Here is an 18,981-nt window from a genome sequence, read left to right as displayed (position 1 = left end):
GGTTGTGGCTATTACTACAGACTTGATTAGCATTTTTTACAGCTGCACAACATCAAGCCGGGAGGTGGCTAAACGATCCATCCATCCGGCTAGGAAGGTGTGGTTAGCAGCTCGCTCGCGGGGGTCTTGGGTATCGGTGGGGTGGGGCAGCAGCCCTTGCAGCGAGGCGCTGGTGACGCAAAACATTGACTTTTGGAAGCTCTGGCAAATCTTGACGCGCACATCGTCGAGGCCACGACCACTAGATTGGTAGAACGCCGTCAGATAGTCGGGCAAATAGTGGCGCATATCCTGCATTAGTAGGGTGGGGGGAATGCCCGCCCCGCCAATGGGTAGGGGGTCAGCATAGAGAGCACCATACTCAAAGCGACCCTGGTCGGCGGAGATTTGGTTAGCTTGAGCATTGTAGGAAACTGTTCCCAAAAACGGCGTGCCGCGAAAGAACACCGCCTCCACGTAGGGAACTGCCACATCCATCAAAAATGTCAGCCCAGCAGACTTGGGCAGCAGTTCATAGCTGGTTCCGTTGATCTCGACGGCATAGGTAATGGGGTTCGCTGCCGCCGCCACCAACCCCGCTTTGACAAAGGCCACCACTTGGGGAATAGTCTGCACCTTGCCCGCATCGTAGGTGTCGGATAGGTCGATAAATAGGTCGCTCATCACCCGCCAGAACTGGCCCAGGGCGCTGTAGTATGCCAGCTGACGTACTTGCTCAGGCAGAAAGTCGGGGAATAGACCGTTCAGAGCCCGAATGGGTGGGTTGGCTTTGATCTTGGCGGCAACGGCAGCCTGACAGTGCTGCAAAAAGTCGTCGCTGTCGAGGTATTCATCGAGCTTGCCGCCGCCGTGCCAGAGCATGGTTTTCATGCAGTATTCGGCGTACTCAAAGTTGATGCGATCGTGCCACCAGTGGCGCAGCAGCTGGGGCAGAGTTACCTTGCCGTTGAAATACTTGAAGAACGGAAACAGCACCAAAAACTGATGATCGGCGATGTAAATCAAATTCTTGGAGTAGGCATCGAGCACCACCCCATAGCTCTTGAGAATGCCCACCACTTCGATCACGTTGCTCTCGGAGTCGGGCAGCAACGCCTCAGCCCCCAGTAGCTTTTGAATAAAGGGCTCTAGGGGGTGGAGGTTGGATTTGGCCAGGGGTAGGGTTTTGGTCATGGCAGGGAGATCTCAGCACTGGGGTCGGCAAAGACAGGAGAAGCGGGAATTGGCCGGGCAAGGGTCGGGCCAACCAACCGGGTGTCGGCTACGGCGGGCAGGGCCGTGGGAGCGAACCGAGTTCTAGCCTGCACAAACCCTTGGTAGGGCTGGTGCAGTACCAGGGTGGTGTGCTCGCTCCAGCGGGCTAACCAGTTGGGCTGAAGCCCAAAGGCGATAATCAGCACAGCCAGACCCAGGGCGGGGGCACGATCGCGCCAAGACACCGATGGCAGCTCAATATCGAGCTGAGGCGCAACAGTGGGGGGAGCGATCGCCAGTCGGCCAAAGAAAACCCGGTTCACCAGCAGCAAAAAGTACACCGCCGTCAGGCCCGAGCCCACCATGCAAAGCAGCGTCTGCACCGGGAAGATCAAAAAGCTGCCTCGAAACACCAGAAACTCAGAAATAAACCCCACCATACCGGGAATGCCAGCGCTGGCCATCACCCCCAGGATCATCATCGACCCCACAAAGGGCAGTCCCCGCTCGGGGTTGAGCAAGCCGCGCAGCACCGTCATGTCGCGGGTACCTGTGGCTTTATACACCACCCCGACCAGCAAAAACAGCAGCGCCGAAATCAGCCCGTGGCTAATCATCTGAAACACAGTTGCCACAATGCTCACTGGGGTGGAGGCCGCTGCCGCCAGCAGCACATAGCCCATGTGGCCAATGGAGCTGTAGGCCACCATTTTTTTCATGTCTGTCTGGGCGATCGCCGCTAGTGACCCGTAGAGCACACTGATCACAGCCCAGGTTGCCATCCAAGGAGCTAACGCCATCCAGGCGTCGGGCAACAGGCCCAGACCAAAACGCACTACGCCGTAGGTGCCCAGCTTCAGCAGCACTCCAGCCAGCAGCACCGACACCGGCGTTGACGCCTCGACGTGGGCATCGGGCAGCCAGGTGTGAAACGGAAACAGCGGCACCTTGATGCCAAATCCGATCAGCAGCGCCACCAGCAGAGAAATTTGCTGAGCCAGAGGTAGGGCCGTGGCCAGACTACTGTCGTAGTCAAAGCTGGTGTTACCCGACAGCCACACCAGGCCCAAAAAGGCTCCCAAGATCAGCACTCCCGACAGGGCGGTGTAGATCAAAAATTTAGTGGCAGCGTAGCCCCGCCGCGAGCCGCCCCAGATGGCAATCAGCAGATACAGCGGAATTAGCTCTAACTCGTAAAAGATAAAAAACAGCAGCAGGTTAGCCGCCAAAAACGCTCCGGCCACGGCGCTGTTGATTACCAGCAGCAGCACGTAGTAGAGCCGAGTGCGGTGCAGGGTGGGTTCGCTGATGTAGATCGCCACCAGGCTCAGCAGGCTATTCACCGCCAGCAGCGGCAGCGACAGCCCGTCGAGGCCGAGGCGATAGCTCAGCCCCAGGGGCTCGACCCAGGGCAGCAGTTCTTCAAACTGCAACCCCGGTGTCGCTAGCTCAAAGCGAGTGGCCAAAAAACCAAGCAGCGCTAGGGTCAGGACCAACCCAATGCTGCTCACGACTTTAGCCGTTTGCGCCTCTAGCTTGCCGGGCCACAGGATCAACACCAGGGCCGCCACCAGCGGAATTAAAATCAGTGCACTCAGCATTGCCAACCGTTACCAAAGCGTCCAGGTCATGAAAATTCCAATCAGCCCCACCCCGGCAAAGATGGTTAACAGGTAGAGCTGCGACTGGCCCGAGGCACTATATTTAAGCCCCTCACCGCCAAACAGCGAGGCCAGACCTACCCCGTTTACCAGGCCATCCACCACGTATTGGTCAAACCAGCTGCTAAACCGGGCTAGGGTAGACACTGCCGCTACTACGGTTTTGTCGTAGAGGCGTTCGGTGTAGAAGTCGTAGGCCAGCAGGTCTTGGGCAATGCGCAGGGGGCGGTTGAGCGATCGCGCCAGCGATTTCGACAACGGCACCGTCGCCCCCACTGCAACTCCTGCCCAGCCCGACGCCAGCGTCAGCCCTGCGATCGGCCAGTTGATATATTGCCAAGGGGGCAGCACCAGCAGCCTGCCCATAATCAGCGGCAGCACCAGCGTAATCACCGACAGGGTAACCATCGGTACCGCCATCTGCCACGGCACCTCGGGAGCGCGACGGGTTTTAGGCTGAGGTGTCCCCAAAAACACTAGACGAAACACCCGCGTCAGATTCAATGCCGTGAGCCCGTTGACCAGCAGAAAGACCAGCGTCAGCAGCGGATAGTCGCGGCTGAGAAAGTCGGCACCCATCCGCAACCCCCAGAAGCAGCCCAGGGGTACCACGCCAACCATCCCTAGAGCGCCAGTTACAAACGCCAGGCTAGTTGCTGGCATTTTCCGCCCCAGACCGCCCAGCTCGGTCATATTTTGGCAGTTGGTGGTCATAATAATTGACCCCACCGCCATAAAGAGCAGGGCCTTGGCTACAGCGTGGGTCAGCAGCAGAATCAGCGCCACCCCCGGCCAGGCCGTACCAACGGCAATAAATACCAGACCTAGGTAGGCACTGGTGGAGTAAGAAAAGGTGCGCTTTAGATCGACTTGAGCCAGGGCAACCAGAGACCCACCCAAGGCCGTCACTGTACCTAGCGCCACCAGCGTGCCTAGGGCTACTGGCGACAGCACGACAATTGGCTGTAGGCGAATCAGGATGTAGGCCCCGCAGGTCACCACCACCGAATTTCGCAAAATCGAGGCGGGGTTTGGCCCTTCCATAGCTTCATCGAGCCACAGGTGGAGCGGAAACTGCGCGCATTTACCAATCGGCCCAGCGATCAGCGCCAACCCTAGAAGAGTGGCCATAGCAGGGGATAGATTCTCTACCTTGACCCACTCGTACAGATCGTTGAAGTCGAGGCTGCCCGCTAAACAACCCAGGGAAACCATTCCCATCAGCAGCAGCACGTCACCAATGCGCTTGGTTAAGAAGGCGTCGCGAGCGGCGGTCACCACCAGGGGCTGGGCATACCAAAAACCCACCAGCAGGTAGGTCGACAGGGTCAGCATTTCCAGCAGCGAGTAGGAGACAAACAGCGACCCGCTTAACACCAGCCCGCTCATGGCCGATTCAAAGACCCCCATCAGGGAATAAAAGCGAGCTAGGGCCCAGTCTTTTTCTAAGTAGCCCAGGGCAAAGACCTGAGCCAGCAGACTGAGCCCTGTAATCAGCTCTAGAGCACCCAGGTTGAGCACCGAAATGTCGAGGGCCAGGGTGAGGTGCAAATCGGCAAAGTCAAACCAGGAAAACAGCAGTTCCTGAGGGCCCTGATTCCAGATGCCGCGAAAGGCCATGAGCCCGTGCACAAAGGACACCAGGGTCATCACAATGTTGAGGTAGGCCGATGGTCGAGGGCCGGTGCGGCGAATCAACCCTGTAGACCAAGGCAGCGACAGCAGGGCCCCAATGAGGCCATACATTGGCAGCAGCCAGCTGGTTTCGACAAAAAAATGGGTCATCCCAACGTTCTCTGACAACACCTTAAATGCTTATCTCCAAAGGCGATGGTTCAGCAGATAAAAGCCACGACTGCCTAAATTCAGCGGCCTTGGCTCAACGAGTTGGCGAGGCGATCGCACCTCACGTGCCGCCAGCTAGTTGCCTATGACCGCAGCAGCTTGCTGACAGCTGAGCTAAATCAAATCGCCGCCTGCGGTGTCAGACCTAAAGCCGATAGTCAACCCATCAGCCCCTACCCCCCAGAGAATCCACCGGGTTGAGCACGGCCCTCCCCAAGCTGGCAGGGCAAAGTTTTAGGCCCCTTTGCCTCTGTTTCAAAGCGTTTTGCTATTCTACCTGATTACCTGATAGGGTCGGCCGAAGAGCCGCGAGTTTAGAGGGTTAACCTAGTAAGACTTCAAAGACTTGGATGCGATCAACTTAGAAATCACAACCCAACTTAGAGTATTTGTACTGAGAATTAATGGACTTAGGGATTTTAGGTGGTTTGGCCCCAGCCTAGACGGGCACTAAAACGACCTACGCTTTCCACCGGCCAGCGATTCAGCCGAGTCTTAAGCCTAAGCCGTAGGTGAGCAAGCACTGCTGCTAACCTGTGGATTGATTACGAGAAAAAACCTTTGCGTCATCAGCTTTAATAATATTCAACATTAGCAACAATCATTGGGACTTATATTGCAAAAGTGACTACGGACACCTATGCTTAATCTGTCATCAAGAATTTTTGGGCAATCTGAAGTTTTTGCTTCCCCAACGGTGATTTCCGATTTGTCATCTTTTGGGATGTTTTTTTGCGCCTCAACAGCAGACAAAGTGCGTTAGGTAAACCCAGGGTTGTCTAAGTTTATAAGGAGATTTCGACTATGCCGATTGCTGTGGGAATGATTGAGACGCTGGGTTTTCCGGCTGTGGTAGAAGCCGCTGACGCGATGGTAAAGGCGGCCCGGGTTACCCTGGTGGGCTACGAAAAAATCGGTAGCGGCCGTGTCACCGTGATTGTTCGGGGCGACGTGTCTGAGGTGCAGGCCTCGGTGGCAGCTGGTGTTGAAAATGTGAAGCGAGTCAATGGCGGCGAAGTTCTATCGACCCACATCATTGCTCGTCCCCACGAAAACCTGGAATTTGTTCTGCCCATTCGCTACACCGAGGCGGTAGAGCAGTTTCGCAGCTAAGTCTTAAACGTGCGGTTTTTTGAGACCTATTCGGTCTAAGGTTTAAGGGTCTGATGGGCTGGTGGGCCTGGCTTAGGGTGAGGCTAATTCAGCATTCGTTTGAGCTCCTGTATTCTCTGGAAAAAAGGCATATAAAAGCATGGCAATTGCAGTTGGTATGGTCGAGACGTTGGGCTTCCCCGCTGTGGTGGAGGCTGCCGACGCGATGGTAAAAGCGGCCCGGGTTACCCTGGTGGGCTATGAGAAAATCGGCAGCGGCCGCGTCACCGTGATTGTACGGGGCGACGTGTCTGAGGTTCAGGCCTCGGTGGCAGCTGGTGTTGAAAATGTGAAGCGGGTCAATGGCGGCCAGGTGCTGTCTACCCACATCATCGCTCGTCCCCACGAAAACCTAGAGTTTGTGCTGCCCATTCGCTACACCGAAGCGGTAGAGCAGTTTAGAGAAAGCGTCAGCGGCATCCGCCCCTACGGCAGATAAGTCACTATGCTCTTGGCTAAGGTTCGTGGCACGGTAGTTAGCACCTGCAAGGATCCTAGCTTGAGCGGCACTAAGTTTTTATTGGTGCAGCTCATTAGCGAAACTGGCGACTTGCTGCCTGACTATACAGTAGCCGTTGATGTGGTAGGGGCTGGCCCCGGCGAATGGGTGTTGATTACCCAGGGCAGCGGGGCTCGCCAGCAGCACGGCTACGAGAATCGTCCTGTGGATGCGGCAGTGGTTGCTATCGTCGATACCGTAAGTCTCGACAGCGGCAATCTCTACAACAAACGGGATGATTTTAGCTAGCTGGTTTTTTTTACACTGGGCGCTCCAGTTCAGCTAGCACAGGCAAAGACTACACTCTCCCCATAATTAGCTTATCTATGTGGTTAAGTAGCTAGTTAGTTGGGGTTTTTTGGGAGGATGTACGGCAATGGCGATCCGCACACCAGCGGCATCTCCGACTCAGGCATGGGGTTCGCAGCAGTCATCTGGGCCGACGGCTCGGGTGCATGGGTTGGCCCAGGTGCAGGGCCAGGTTCTCGTTGAACCTGGGGCAATTTTGGCTGCTGGATCGGCGGTTCAAGCCGACCCTGGTGCGACCGTGCGACTCGGGGCTGCTAGCACTCTGCAGGAGGGAGCTACGATATATGGTCGCGCCCAAGGGCAGGTGCTGGGAGACGATCGCAGCTCCTATGCAGTCTGGGTGGGCGATCGCGCCATCCTCACCCATAAAGTGCTGGTGCAAAGCCCAGTCTATGTTGGTGCTGACTGCTTTATTGGCTTTCGCTCAACCCTATTTAACGCTCGACTCGGAGCCGGGTGTGTCGTGATGATGCACGCCCTAGTACAAGACGTGGACGTGCCGCCCGGCAAGCTGATTCCCTCTGGGTCAGTGATTACTCAACAGCATCAGGCCGATGCCCTCCGCGACGTTGGCCCCACCGATATTGCCCTGATCAGGGAACTTGCAGGAACGCCCGGCCATGCGCCCCCCATAGGTGGGTCAGCTAGGGCAGCGTCTTTCGATACCACAGCACACTCAAACGAACGCGATGGATTAGGCACTATGACTTCTCAACTGCTACCCCCCGACGTTGTCCAACGGGTCCGTCAGTACCTGGCCCAGGGCTTCACCATTGGCACCGAGCACGCCGACTCTCGCCGCTATCGCAGTGGCGTGTGGCAGACCTGCAGCCCAGTTCAGTCCCAGCGCGAACCTGAGGTGCTGGTCGCCATCGAAAACTGCCTGTCTCAGCACTCGGGTGAGTACGTGCGCATGTTCGGTATCGACCCGAGGGCTAAGCAGCGGGTCGCCCCCATCACTATTCAGCGAGCCGACGGCAAGGCTGTTGTCAACAGCGGCTCAATGTCTTCTCATTCTAGTTATTCCACCCCTTCTAACAGTTATTCCACCCCTTCTAACAATGGTGGCCATCGTCCGGCCCCGGCTGTGGCCAGCGGCCCCCTGTCGCCAGAGGTGGTGCAGCAGGTACGTCAGTACCTGAGCCAGGGCTACCGGATTGGCACCGAGCATGCCGACTCTCGCCGCTACAGCAGCAACGTGTGGCAAACCTGCTCCCCCATTCAGTCGTCTCGTGAGGGTGAGGTCTTTGGTGCCCTCGAGCGCTGCCTGGCTGAGCACTCGGGCGAATATGTGCGCCTGTTTGGCATCGACCCCAAGGCGAAGTGCCGCGTTGCTCCCATCACCATTCAGCGCCCCGACGGCAAATCTGCGGCGGTGAGTTCGCGATCGGGCGGTTCCCCCAGCCACTCCTATGCCTCGGCCCCTAGCCCTAGCGGCGGTTCGTCTCAGGCCAGCGGTGACGTAGCTCAGCAGGTCCGCCAGTGGCTCAGCCAGGGGTACCATGTAGGGGCTGAGCACGCCGATGCTCGCCACTACAAAAGCAATGTTTGGCAGTCTTGTAAAACCATCACCAGCAACCGTGAGGGCGATGTCCTAGGCGCGATCAATGCCTGTATAGCCGAGCACCCCAATGAGTACGTGCGGGTCTTTGGCATTGACCCCAGAGCTAAGCGGCGCGTGGCCGCAGTCACGGTGCAGCGCCCCGGCTCGAAGTCGGTACCAGCTGTCCCAGCGCCCTATTCGTCCTCCAGCGCCCCGACCAGTAATGGTGCAGCCCCCATGGGAGGCTTGCCCCAGGAAGTCGTGCAGCAGGTGCAGCAGCTCTTTAACCAGGGCTATCGCCTTAGCCTTGAGCATGCCGATGTGCGCCGCTACCGCAGCGGCGCTTGGCAAAACGCAGGCATGCTGGAGGGAAGCCGGGCCTCGGATCTACTCAACGCCTTAGAGTCTCAATTACGAAATCACCCTGGTCATTATGTGCGACTGGTGGGCATCGATCCAAAGGTGAAAAAACGAGTGCATGAAGCCACTATTCAGCGACCCTAGAGACCTATCACCCAACCTTTGACCGTGGCAGTACCCGCCCAGGCGATCAGTCAGCCTACCAATGGCTACATCCAGGGAGATGTGGATTTAGCGCCTGGAGTGGCGATCGCACCTGGGGTACTGCTGGGGGCGGCTCCCGGTTGCCGTCTAGTTATCTCTGCGGGTGTCTGTTTAGGAGCCGATGTGGTGGTGCAGGCCCGCCACGGCGACCTGGTGATTGAGCTAGGGGCGAGCTTGGGTAGCGGTGTGCTGGTGGTGGGCCACGGCTCCATTGGTCAGCACACCTGCATTGGAGCCAATAGCACCATTATTAACCCCAAGTTGGGGGCATCCCAGGCGATCGCACCGGGGTCTTTGCTGGGTGATCCAACGCAGACATCTTCTGCCCAGGAGTCTTCATCTAATGGGTTTACTCCTAGTACCAGTAACTACATCTATGGGACTACCAGCACCCTAGGGGCTACGGGAAATCCCGTCAACGAATCGGGTAAGGCCGCTGTTGGAGCCGCTCAGAATGGCAGCATCCCCAACGGTATTGCCCAGAACGGCAATACTCAAAATGGTGTTGGACACAACATTGCTGGGCAAAATGGATCCTCCGTCTATGGCAAAACCCAGGTAAATCGCCTACTGGCAACGCTATTTCCCCAGCGTCAGTTGCTCAATGGCGCTAGCTCAGAGGACAGGCCCTAGAATGGAGAGGCAGACACCCCAGTGTAGAGGCACCCTATGCAACCCGACGGCAAACTAGCCTCGCCCCTTGACCTCAAGTCCGGTGCGCCCAAGCGGTTGACCCTGGCTACCCCTGCGCCAGGTCAAAAAGAAGCTCAGCAGCGTGACAAGTATCGCGGCGCGGCCTTGGGTATGGTGTCGACGGAGAGCTTTCCGGCGGTGGTTGGTACGGCCGACGCCATGCTGAAAGCCGCCGATGTGCTGCTGGTGGGCTACGAAAAGACCGGTGGAGGGCACTGCACTGCGATCGTGCGGGGGGGCATTTCCGACGTGCGGATGGCGGTGGAAGCTGGGGTTAAAACTGCCGAAGATTTTGGTCAGTTTGTCTCGTCAACACTAATTCCGCGCCCGTTACCCAACCTGGAAGCGGTGCTGCCTATCTGCGCCCGCTGGGACGAGCTGCGGCGCGAAGGCGGTGGTAAGCAGGGCAGCCAAGCCATTGGACTGTTAGAGACACGCGGTTTCCCCGCTATGGTAGGGGCCGCTGATGCTATGACTAAGTCTGCCGATGTGCAGCTGATGTCCCACGAGACAATTGGCGAAGGTCTCTGTACCATTCTGATTCGAGGGTCGCTGCCCAACGTGGCGATCGCGATCGAAGCCGGCATGCACGAAGCTGAGCGCATCGGTGAACTCCACGCCGTCATGGTCATCCCCCGCCCCCTCGATGATCTGGTTGAATCGTTGCCCGTTATGGAAATGGAGCAGGAGCAACCCGAACCCCTGCGTATTCCCCTCAACCTGGAAGTCAAACAAGAAGAGACCGAAGCCGAGCCTGTGCTGATCGAAGCGGCGGCGGAAGAGGCGGCTCCAATTGCCCTAGAGCTGACCGTAGACGAGCAAGAGCTAGCCGACGAAGAGCTTTAAAGAACGACGGCAAAGCAGAGATCTGAGGAAAGCCGATGCTTATGTTAAGCGGTGGCAGTTAGCTGGCTTCGACGAAATCCTCTGGTAGGGGCATTGCAGTGCAATGTCCCTAAGTCGAACCTGTCCTAATTCAATGGACGTTTGCTATATCTCTACGCTCTTTGAACCAATCCCAAACTTGCTCTACCAGATCTTTGGCATCGGCATCAAACCACTGCGCTGTTGCGCGGTTACGAAACCAGGTGCGCTGGCGTTTAGCGAACTGGCGAGTGTGCTGCACGATGTCGGCTTGGGCCACTGCCAGAGAGACATCCCCCTGCACATAGCGCAGCATTTCAGCGTAGCCCAGGGTTTGCAGCAGGGGCAGCTTCGGACCATACTTTTTCAGCAGATGGGTAACCTCATCCACAAATCCCGCCTCAATCATCGCCTGGGTGCGTTGAGCAATGCGGCGTTCTAAAGCGAGGGCATCACAGTCGAGGGCCAGGTAGAGCACCGGATACGCCGGAGGTGCTTCTCCCTGGAGAAGGGACATGGGCTGGCCAGTCACGTAGAACACCTCCAGGGCGCGCACCGTACGCACCGGATCGTTGGGGTGAATGCGTTGGGCCGCCGCCGCATCCAGGCTTTTAAGCAGAGCGTAGCAGTGGAACTGCCCCAGGACCTCTAACTGCTGGCGCAGGGCGGGCTGAGGAGCCACGGGCGGGATGCGTAAACCTTTCACCACCGCATCTATATAGAGCCCGGTGCCGCCCACCAGCATGGGGACAGCATCTGCCTGGTGAAAGGTATGAATTAGATCCTGGGCCTGACGCTGGTACTGAGCCAGGGTGAGGGTTTCAGTGGGGTCGCAGATGTCTATTAGATAGTGGGGAATCTGCTGCCGATCAAAGGTCGAAGGTTTTGCCGTCCCAATATCAAACTCTCGATATATTTGTCGGGAGTCGGCGCTGAGAATGCACCCCTGGAGGCGCTGGGCCAAGGCGATCGCCAGAGACGACTTGCCCGTGGCCGTAGCACCGCCAATCACCCACAGAAATGGTACGCTTGAACTATAGCCCGCCGTTTCCTGGAGCGATGATTCTAGCCGGGAAAATTTTGGTGATTGCATCCCTAGTTCATTCTTGAGCTGATGTTGCCTTAGAGACCGCTGTGGCTGCTTTGTGCTATAATTTCTAGGTGTTTTGGTCTAGCGAGCATTCAGGTGGCTTAGAGCCCATTTTTGGAGCGTACGGTATGACAACTGACTACGGTGCCGATCAGATTCAGGTTTTAGAGGGGCTTGAGCCTGTTCGCAAACGTCCAGGCATGTACATCGGCAGCACTGGCCCCCGTGGACTCCACCACCTAGTGTACGAGGTTGTTGATAACTCCGTAGACGAGGCGCTGGCAGGCCACTGCGATCATATCGACATTTCCCTCAACGCCGATGGCTCGGTTTCTGTCACCGACAACGGGCGCGGCATTCCCACCGACATTCACCCCCGTACCGGCAGGTCGGCCCTCGAAACGGTCATGACCGTGCTCCACGCTGGGGGCAAGTTTGGCGGTGGCGGCTACAAGGTGTCTGGGGGCCTCCACGGCGTAGGCATCTCGGTGGTCAATGCCCTGTCGGAGTGGGTCGAGGTTACCGTGTGGCGCGATGGCAAGGTGCACAAGCAGCGATTTGAGCGCGGCGTGCCCATCGGCGAGCTGTCGGCGGAGAAAATTACTGAAAAACGCCAGGGTACCTCGGTCACGTTTTTGCCCGACACGGAGATTTTTCACAACGGCACTGAGTTTGACTACGACACCCTGTGCGGGCGGCTGCGCGAGCTAGCCTACCTCAACGCGGGCATTCAGGTGATCTTCACCGACTACCGCCTGGATGTGATCAAGTCAGACAAGCCCAAGGTTTCGACCTACCACTACGCGGGCGGCATCATTGAGTACGTTAAGTACATCAACAACGACAAGCAGCCCATCCACGACGAGATCATCCACATCTCTTCCGAGCGCGACGGGGTACAGGTCGAGGCGGCCCTCCAGTGGTGTATTGACGCCTACTCTGACAACCTGCTGGGCTTTGCCAACAACATTCGCACCATTGACGGCGGCACCCACCTTGAGGGGCTCAAGGCGGTGCTGACCCGCACCCTTAACAACTTCAGTCGCAAGCGTAATAAGCGCAAAGACGCCGACTCGAACCTGGCGGGGGAGAACATCCGCGAGGGGCTGACAGCAATTATTTCGGTGAAGGTGCCCGACCCCGAATTCGAAGGTCAGACCAAGACCAAGCTGGGCAACACTGAGGTGCGCGGTATTGTCGATTCTCTCGTGGGCGAAGCCTTAACCGAGTATCTCGACTTTCACCCCAACGTGGCCGACGCCATTCTAGAAAAAGCCATTCAGGCCTTTAACGCCGCTGAGGCCGCCCGTCGAGCGCGGGAACTGGTGCGCCGTAAGTCGGTGCTAGAGTCGTCTACCCTGCCGGGCAAGCTGGCCGATTGCAGCAGCCGCGACCCCAGCGAGTCGGAAATCTTTATTGTGGAAGGGGATTCTGCGGGCGGTAGCGCCAAGCAGGGACGCAATCGCCGCTTCCAGGCCATTCTGCCGCTGCGGGGCAAAATCCTCAACATTGAGAAAACCGAAGACTCTAAGATCTACAAAAACACTGAAATTCAGGCGCTGATCACCGCCTTGGGCATGGGCATTCGCGGCGAGGAGTTTGACTCATCGCAGCTGCGCTACCACCGTATCTGCCTGATGACCGACGCCGATGTGGATGGTGCCCACATTCGCACGCTACTGTTGACGTTCTTTTACCGCTACCAGCGCGACTTGGTCGATCAGGGTTACATCTATATTGCCTGCCCGCCCCTCTACAAGGTGGAGCGGGGCCGCAACCACTGGTACTGCTACAACGAGCGCGAGCTGCAAAACTTGATCACCAACGAGTTTCCGGCCAACGCCAACTATACGGTGCAGCGGTTTAAGGGTTTAGGAGAAATGATGCCCCAGCAGCTGTGGGAAACCACTATGGACCCCACTACCCGCACTATGAAGCGGGTGGAGATCGAAGACGCTGCCGAGGCCGATCGCATCTTTACGATCTTGATGGGCGATCGCGTCGCCCCCCGTCGCGAGTTCATCGAGACCTATGGCCCTCGCATGAAGCTGGAAGACCTCGATATTTAGAGTAACCAGCCAGTATCAGACTTCCTGCGATCGCAAGTTACGTAAGAGCAATTTCTCAACTCAAACCTTGCGCCTTGACAGCGAGAATGAGAGAAAGGGGCGTGAAATGGTTTGGTATGAATAGGTCAAGCGTCATTGATGCCTTCCTTAAGTCAGTGAATTAAGGCTCAACTGCATAGCTTTTGGGTTTCGCCAGTGGAATCATGCGGTTGAGCGCCGCACATTGCAAGAAGAACTCGATGGCCTGATCGCAGCTGGTTTCTAGAACCCAGTCTTTGTGCTGCCAACTAGCTCCTGGGAGGCGGCACAAAGATGTTTCAGGCAGCCAACCCTACGTCTATCTGATCGCCACCTTAGATGCGGCTATTTGTGGAACAGAACTGGCTCTCGGCGGAGCCCTGGCAGAATCTACATCGTAGAACTGACTAGCTCAACTAAAGATGCCCCTAACCTGATAGACAAAAAGTATCCCGGAATTCAACAAAGTCAGACCGCTCCCGCAATAGTGCCTACTGATAAACCTTCACTAAGGTTCCGTCGTTGGTACTACCGGACTGTGAAAGATAAGAGAATGAAGGCTATTCAAAGCACGAGTGCTTCTTGATGATGCTTAAATCCTTGTTTCAGTTTATCTGCCATGCACAACTTCACCGTTAGCCTGTGAAGAACTGTTTTGAGATAAATTTCTGCCTATGCTGAAAGTAGTAGGGGCTGGACTCGGCCGAACCGGAACAAAGTCACTCAAATTTGCCCTTGAACATCTTCTTGGTAAGCCTTGCTATCACATGGCCGAGGTGTTTTCCCATCCGGAGCATATTCCTCTTTGGCGTGCTGCATCTCGGGGTGAACGTATTGACTGGTCGGCAATTTTTGATGGGTATATTGCCACAGTAGATTGGCCTTCAAGTTCTTTTTGGCTTGAGTTGAGTACTCTTTACCCCGACGCTTTGGTAATTCTTTCCTATAGAGATGCTGACTCATGGTGGCAAAGTGCAAGCTCAACGATCTTTCCTAGAATTAGGACGTCGGAAGGCGAGTGGCGCTCTATGGTAAACGAATTGTTTGAGCATCGGTTTACTCCAGACACGGCCCATCGCTCCGCTTGCGTAGAAGCTTTCAATCAGCACAATGAGCGGGTTCGAAACGCTGGCCTAGGACACAGGCTACTGGAATGGCAAGCAAGCGACGGCTGGGAGCCGCTGTGCCGAGCGCTTGATCTAGAAATTCCAAAAGAGGCATTTCCCCACGCAAACTCAACAGCGGCTTATATTCAAAAGCACTTGTAATGTAAATCGCGGTTTACCAGCGATTGCAACGGACGGACGCAAAACTACTGGCATTCATGCCACCGTTGAATTGGGTCATTGGATGTCTTCTCTGTGAGCCAAGGCCCAGTTACCCATATTTCTGGTGGCTAGATGGTGAATGAAATCTGCGTAGGGCTAATTGACTATGGCATGGCGGCTCGTACCTTCCACGTGCCGGTTATCCAGTCAGTCCCTCACCTGAGCCTAAAGAAAGTTGTAGCGCGCCATCACGACCCCTCGCTCGATCGCGACCCATCAGTCGAGGTGGTGCAAGACACCGCCACCCTCTTGCAAGACGAAGCGATTGACCTGATCGTAATCGCCACCCCCAACAGCTCCCATTTCGACTGCCGCAGATGGTAACGGCTGACCTCAGAACCCAGCGAGATTTTGCCCAGGCCGTCGATAATTTTGATCTAACCCTGCACTACGACGGGCTAAAGGTGATTCTCAAAGGGGGCATGCTGGTGCGCGGGCCGGAACCCCACTTCATTCTGCATGGCTCGGCGGGCTCTTTTGTTAAATATGGCATGGACCCGCAAGAGGAGGCGCTGAAGCGCGGACTCACCCCGGCTGAACCCGGCTGGGGTGAAGAGCCGAAGGAGCACTGGGGCACGCTCAACACGCAGATCGACGGGCTGCACGTAGAGGGGCGAGTGGAGACGCTAGCGGGTAGCTACCAGGCCTATTATCAAAACATCGCTGATGCGATCGCTGGACGTGCCGAGCTGGAGGTTAAGCCCGAAGTGGCGCGAGACACTATTCGCATCATCGAACTGGCGATGCAAAGTAGCGAACAAAAATGCACGCTTCCCCTGCTTTCGCGATCGCTATAGCTCTTACCAGTGGTGCAAAACATGCAACTAGACGAAGCCGGTTGGCAGACCTGGCAAGACTTTAGGGCTGACCAGCAAGAGCTGATATTGCCCGCTAGTGCCGCCGCCCATATTCCCGTGACGGTCCGCTATATTGACCGGGGCAGGGCTCGGCTGGGTACTGTGCTGCTCATGCACGGCATTCCTACCTGGGGATACCTATATCAGGCGGTGATTCCGCCTCTGGTGCAGGCGGGCTATCGGGTGCTAGCTCCCGACTTTTTGGGCCATGGCTGGTCAGACCGGCGCGATCGCTTTGACCGCTCCTTTCAAGACCAGGCGCGAATGATCACAGCCTAGCTGGCCGCCTTAAACCTCCAGCGGGTAGATATGGTGGGCCACGATACTGGCGGTGCAGTGGCATTGATTTTGGCCATTGAGCACCCCGCCGTGGTGAATCGTCTGGTGATCACCAACTCGGTCTGCTACGACCGCTTTGACGATGACATGCTCGACTTTGGCCATCCGCTGCGCTGGAAGCCTCGCCCAATTAGCGATCTGGTGACGGCGCTAGAGGAAAGTCTGGCGGCGGGGCTGTCGAACCCTGACCGCCTCACACCTGAATTTCAGGCGGGCATGATTGCGCCCTGGGCTAGCGAAGAGGGCAAGCTGAGCCTGCTGCGTAATGCCTCGGCCCTGAATGCTAACCAGACCATGGCTTTAGTCGATCGCCACGGCGATATTGCTGCCCCCACGCTGGTGCTCTGGGGCATGGATGACCCCTGGCAAAAAGCCGAGGACGGCAAGCAATTGGCTAGCGAAATTCCAGGGGCACAATTTCAGGCGATTGAAGGCGCATCCCACTGGATACAGCAGGATGCGCCCAAGCAGTTTTCTCAGGCACTGTTGGTGTTTCTGGCTAGCAATTAGAGGTGCGATCGCCCCGGCACTGGCATCGAAACCGGCGGCAACCTGCTGGGTGAGCGGCTGGCAGTTAGCATGCTGCGCGCTGCCCGTCGCCTCTACCGCGAGGCTGTGGGCACCTTTGAGTTCCAGGGCATTACCGGCAGCTCGGTTTGGTTCTAAAGGCTGGCGTTTTAGACGCCGCTAGGGTGACCTGTTTGGTTAACCCCCGATGGGCAGGGCAAACGCCGTTTGCCCCTACAGAGTGGCCCGATGAGTTAACCGAGGTTACGGTTTGGCCTGAGCTGCTCTAGGCAACTGAATGGTGAAACAGCTACCTTGGCCGATGTCGCTTTTGACCTGAATATTGCCACCGTGGGCTTGAGCGATTGCCAGCGCGATCGCCAACCCCAGCCCAGAACCACCCGTATGCCGTGAGCGATCGGGGTTAACTCGGTAGAACCGATCAAAAATTTTGGCCTGGTCTTGGAGGGCAATTCCCATGCCGGTGTCTTTAACTTCGATCAGGGCGTAGCGATAGTCAGGAACTGGCCGAGGACGGCTATCACGGGTGGCCAGGCGAATCGTCACGCTGCCGCCCTTGGAGGTGTACTCCAGGGCATTGCTGACAATGTTGAGCAGCAGTCGATAGAGTTCAGACTCGTGGCCGCGCACGGTCAGATGTTGGACATCGGGAGCAACCGTGGTCAGGTTAATGCCTTTGGCTAGGGCCAGGGTGGCAAACTCTTCTTCAATGTCTTTGACCAAATCAGGCAGGTAAATCAGTGTCGGAGCTGAGCGATCGTCGTCTTGCTCTAGACGGGAGAGAATTAGCAGGTCGTTGACCAGGGTGGTGAGGCGCTGGGTTTGGCGCACGACCACGGGTAGCACCGCTTGGGCCTCGGCCTCTGAAGTGCGATCGCCAATGCGGTGGTTGCGGTTGGCCGACTCGGCGGAGAGCCGAATTGCCGCCAGGGGGGTGCGTAGCTCGTGGGCGGCATCGGCAGTGAACTGCTGGATTTGCCGGTAGGCCCGGTAGGCGGGGCGAATGGCGAGGCCCGCCACCCACCAGCTTGCCCCCCACACCAGCCCCAGGGTTAGGGGCAACCCCAGCAGCAATGCCCACCGCACCCAGCTCAGGTGCTGATCCAGAATTTTAAGGGAACTGCCCACCTGAAGGTAACCCCAGGGACTTCCGGCAGCATTTTTAAGCGGCAGCGACATTTGGCGGTAGGTGCCTTCACCGGCTTTGTGCAGCGTGTGGAGACCCGCTTCGGTAGAGTGGATGACTTGGTCGGGGGGATCACCAGCAATCGCCACCCCCTTCCCCGACAAATTTAGCAGCCGCAGGTAGTAGCCCTGCTGGTGCATCAGGCCCAGCACGTGGCGATCGGGTGTAGCGGGGCAGTCTGCTGTGTTCGGACACAGGTCAGGCAAAATTTGTAAGACCAGAGGCGTGAGCTGGCCGGGCTGGTCGAGGGAGGGTTCGAGGCTGTCGTGGAGGGTGCTGGCGACAGTCTCTAGGCGGTGGTCAATCTCGCGGCGGTGGTCTTGGGCCACGGCGACGTAAAAGCCAATGGCGCTGGCGGTCAAGATTATCCCCATGGTGCTGGCATAGAGGGCGGTGAGCCGCCAGCGGATGAGCCAGAAGGGATGGGCGTAGGGCCGGATTCGTTGGGGCAGCAGTGACTTAAAGGGCCGCATTGAACCGGTAGCCCATACCGTAGACGGTTTCGATCAGCCCATCGCAGCCGTGGTCGGCCAGCTTTTTACGCAGCAGCCGAATCTGCGCCGCCACCACGTTGCTCATGGGGTCGGCTTGCAGCGACCAAACCCGGTTCATCAGCTGCTCTCGCGACAAAATTTGGTTAGGGTGCTGCATAAAGTATTCCAACAGCTGAAACTCTTTAGTAGTGAGGGGTAAAGGCTGCTGAGCCGAGTTGGCCAGGGCTGCGGTGGAGGTGCCGTAGTCGAGCAGTAGGTCTCCCACCTGGAGTTGGGTGGGTTGAAAGGCAGGCGATCGCCGTTGCAGCGCCCGTAGCCGAGCCAGCAGTTCTTCTAGGCCGAAGGGTTTGACCAGGTAGTCGTCGGCCCCAGCGTCTAGCCCTTCTACCTTATCTTGCAGCCGATCTTTGGCGGTGAGGAGAAGAACCGGCATGGGGCTGCCCTGCGATCGCAGTCGTTGGCACAGTTCAACGCCGGTCAGCCCCGGCAGCAGCCAATCAAAAACGCCCAGGGTATAAATTTGGGCCGTATCGTCCAGCAGGTGCCAGGCGTTTTCGCCATTCTGCACCCAATCGACCACGTACTTCTCGCGCCTCAGATCGCGCTGGATGGCCGCCCCCAGGTCAAGTTCGTCTTCGACTAGCAGTATACGCATGGCGGGGTGAGTGCTCTCGACTGGCATTCTAGGGGCGAAAAGCCGACCCAGGCAAATTTCACGCTGATTTGATAATTGGTTGGTATTGTCCTG

The 18,981-nt window shown here is 57.2% G+C and carries 16 protein-coding genes and 1 pseudogene; 11 read left to right on the top strand and 6 right to left on the bottom strand.

What is annotated here, in order from left to right; translation table 11 throughout:
* Positions 1-36: 36 nt before the first annotated feature.
* The 3 genes from H6F57_RS10195 to H6F57_RS10185 are packed head-to-tail and all read right to left on the bottom strand — an operon-like array spanning position 37 to position 4,640.
* Positions 37-1,173: a CO2 hydration protein gene (locus tag H6F57_RS10195; protein ID WP_190630247.1), complete on the bottom strand. Its 1,137-nt coding sequence runs from the start codon at positions 1,171-1,173 to the stop codon at positions 37-39.
* The gene (locus tag H6F57_RS10190; RefSeq protein WP_190630249.1) at positions 1,170-2,795 is read right to left on the bottom strand and encodes an NADH-quinone oxidoreductase subunit M; all 1,626 of its coding nucleotides are present in this window, start codon (positions 2,793-2,795) and stop codon (positions 1,170-1,172) included. Before H6F57_RS10190 ends, H6F57_RS10195 begins: the two co-directional genes overlap by 4 nt.
* Positions 2,796-2,804: 9 nt before the next feature.
* Positions 2,805-4,640: an NAD(P)H-quinone oxidoreductase subunit F gene (locus H6F57_RS10185; protein ID WP_190630251.1), complete on the bottom strand. Its 1,836-nt coding sequence runs from the start codon at positions 4,638-4,640 to the stop codon at positions 2,805-2,807.
* Positions 4,641-5,504: 864 nt separating this feature from the next.
* On the opposite strand from H6F57_RS10185, the gene H6F57_RS10180 reads away from it, so the two are divergent.
* The 6 genes from H6F57_RS10180 to H6F57_RS10155 all read left to right on the top strand — a co-directional run bounded on the left by H6F57_RS10180 (position 5,505) and on the right by H6F57_RS10155 (position 10,306).
* Positions 5,505-5,813 carry a carbon dioxide-concentrating mechanism protein CcmK gene (locus H6F57_RS10180; protein ID WP_073608506.1) on the top strand — a complete coding sequence of 103 codons (309 nt, stop codon included), beginning with the start codon at positions 5,505-5,507 and terminating at the stop codon, positions 5,811-5,813.
* Positions 5,814-5,952: 139 nt separating this feature from the next.
* Complete coding sequence (locus tag H6F57_RS10175) at positions 5,953-6,291, top strand: carbon dioxide-concentrating mechanism protein CcmK (RefSeq protein ID WP_006454499.1); 339 nt, start codon at positions 5,953-5,955, stop codon at positions 6,289-6,291.
* Between the two features lie 6 nt (positions 6,292-6,297).
* Positions 6,298-6,600: a EutN/CcmL family microcompartment protein gene (locus H6F57_RS10170; protein ID WP_190630253.1), complete on the top strand. Its 303-nt coding sequence runs from the start codon at positions 6,298-6,300 to the stop codon at positions 6,598-6,600.
* Positions 6,601-6,727: 127 nt separating this feature from the next.
* Positions 6,728-8,707: a ribulose bisphosphate carboxylase small subunit gene (locus H6F57_RS10165; protein WP_199289918.1), complete on the top strand. Its 1,980-nt coding sequence runs from the start codon at positions 6,728-6,730 to the stop codon at positions 8,705-8,707.
* 24 nt (positions 8,708-8,731) lie between these two features.
* On the top strand, positions 8,732-9,400 hold the full coding sequence (locus tag H6F57_RS10160; protein ID WP_190794999.1) for a hypothetical protein: 669 nt from the start codon (positions 8,732-8,734) through the stop codon (positions 9,398-9,400).
* 36 nt (positions 9,401-9,436) lie between these two features.
* Positions 9,437-10,306, top strand: coding sequence for a BMC domain-containing protein (locus tag H6F57_RS10155; protein ID WP_190630257.1), 870 nt, complete (start codon positions 9,437-9,439; stop codon positions 10,304-10,306).
* A 130-nt stretch (positions 10,307-10,436) separates the two neighbouring features.
* On the opposite strand, the gene miaA is transcribed toward H6F57_RS10155, so the two are convergent.
* A complete protein-coding gene (gene miaA / locus H6F57_RS10150; RefSeq protein WP_190630260.1) occupies positions 10,437-11,417 on the bottom strand; it encodes a tRNA (adenosine(37)-N6)-dimethylallyltransferase MiaA in 981 nt (326 codons plus the stop codon).
* 125 nt (positions 11,418-11,542) lie between these two features.
* Between miaA and gyrB the strand changes: the two genes are divergently transcribed.
* The 5 genes and pseudogenes from gyrB to H6F57_RS10130 all read left to right on the top strand — a co-directional run bounded on the left by gyrB (position 11,543) and on the right by H6F57_RS10130 (position 16,535).
* Complete coding sequence (gene gyrB / locus H6F57_RS10145; protein ID WP_190630262.1) at positions 11,543-13,483, top strand: DNA topoisomerase (ATP-hydrolyzing) subunit B; 1,941 nt, start codon at positions 11,543-11,545, stop codon at positions 13,481-13,483.
* Between the two features lie 692 nt (positions 13,484-14,175).
* On the top strand, positions 14,176-14,769 hold the full coding sequence (locus tag H6F57_RS10140) for a sulfotransferase family protein (protein WP_190630264.1): 594 nt from the start codon (positions 14,176-14,178) through the stop codon (positions 14,767-14,769).
* A 132-nt stretch (positions 14,770-14,901) separates the two neighbouring features.
* A complete protein-coding gene (locus H6F57_RS27145) occupies positions 14,902-15,153 on the top strand; it encodes a Gfo/Idh/MocA family oxidoreductase (RefSeq protein WP_199289919.1) in 252 nt (83 codons plus the stop codon).
* Positions 15,147-15,626 carry a Gfo/Idh/MocA family oxidoreductase gene (locus tag H6F57_RS10135; RefSeq protein WP_199289920.1) on the top strand — a complete coding sequence of 160 codons (480 nt, stop codon included), beginning with the start codon at positions 15,147-15,149 and terminating at the stop codon, positions 15,624-15,626. The genes H6F57_RS27145 and H6F57_RS10135 overlap by 7 nt, the downstream gene beginning before the upstream one ends.
* Before the next feature lie 21 nt (positions 15,627-15,647).
* Positions 15,648-16,535, top strand: a pseudogene (locus H6F57_RS10130) (alpha/beta fold hydrolase).
* A 261-nt stretch (positions 16,536-16,796) separates the two neighbouring features.
* Here the strand turns inward: H6F57_RS10130 and rppB are convergent.
* Positions 16,797-18,212 (bottom strand): two-component system sensor histidine kinase RppB, encoded by a 1,416-nt coding sequence (gene rppB, locus H6F57_RS10125; RefSeq protein WP_190630266.1) that lies wholly within the window; start codon positions 18,210-18,212, stop codon positions 16,797-16,799.
* Positions 18,199-18,888, bottom strand: coding sequence for a two-component system response regulator RppA (gene rppA, locus H6F57_RS10120; RefSeq protein WP_190630269.1), 690 nt, complete (start codon positions 18,886-18,888; stop codon positions 18,199-18,201). The genes rppB and rppA overlap by 14 nt, the downstream gene beginning before the upstream one ends.
* Positions 18,889-18,981: the final 93 nt, after the last annotated feature.

It is taken from the genome of Leptolyngbya sp. FACHB-60 (assembly GCF_014695775.1).
Classification (GTDB): domain Bacteria; phylum Cyanobacteriota; class Cyanobacteriia; order Phormidesmidales; family Phormidesmidaceae; genus Nodosilinea.
Note: the sequence above shows the minus strand (reverse complement) of the source record. Positions and strands in the feature narration are given on the sequence as shown.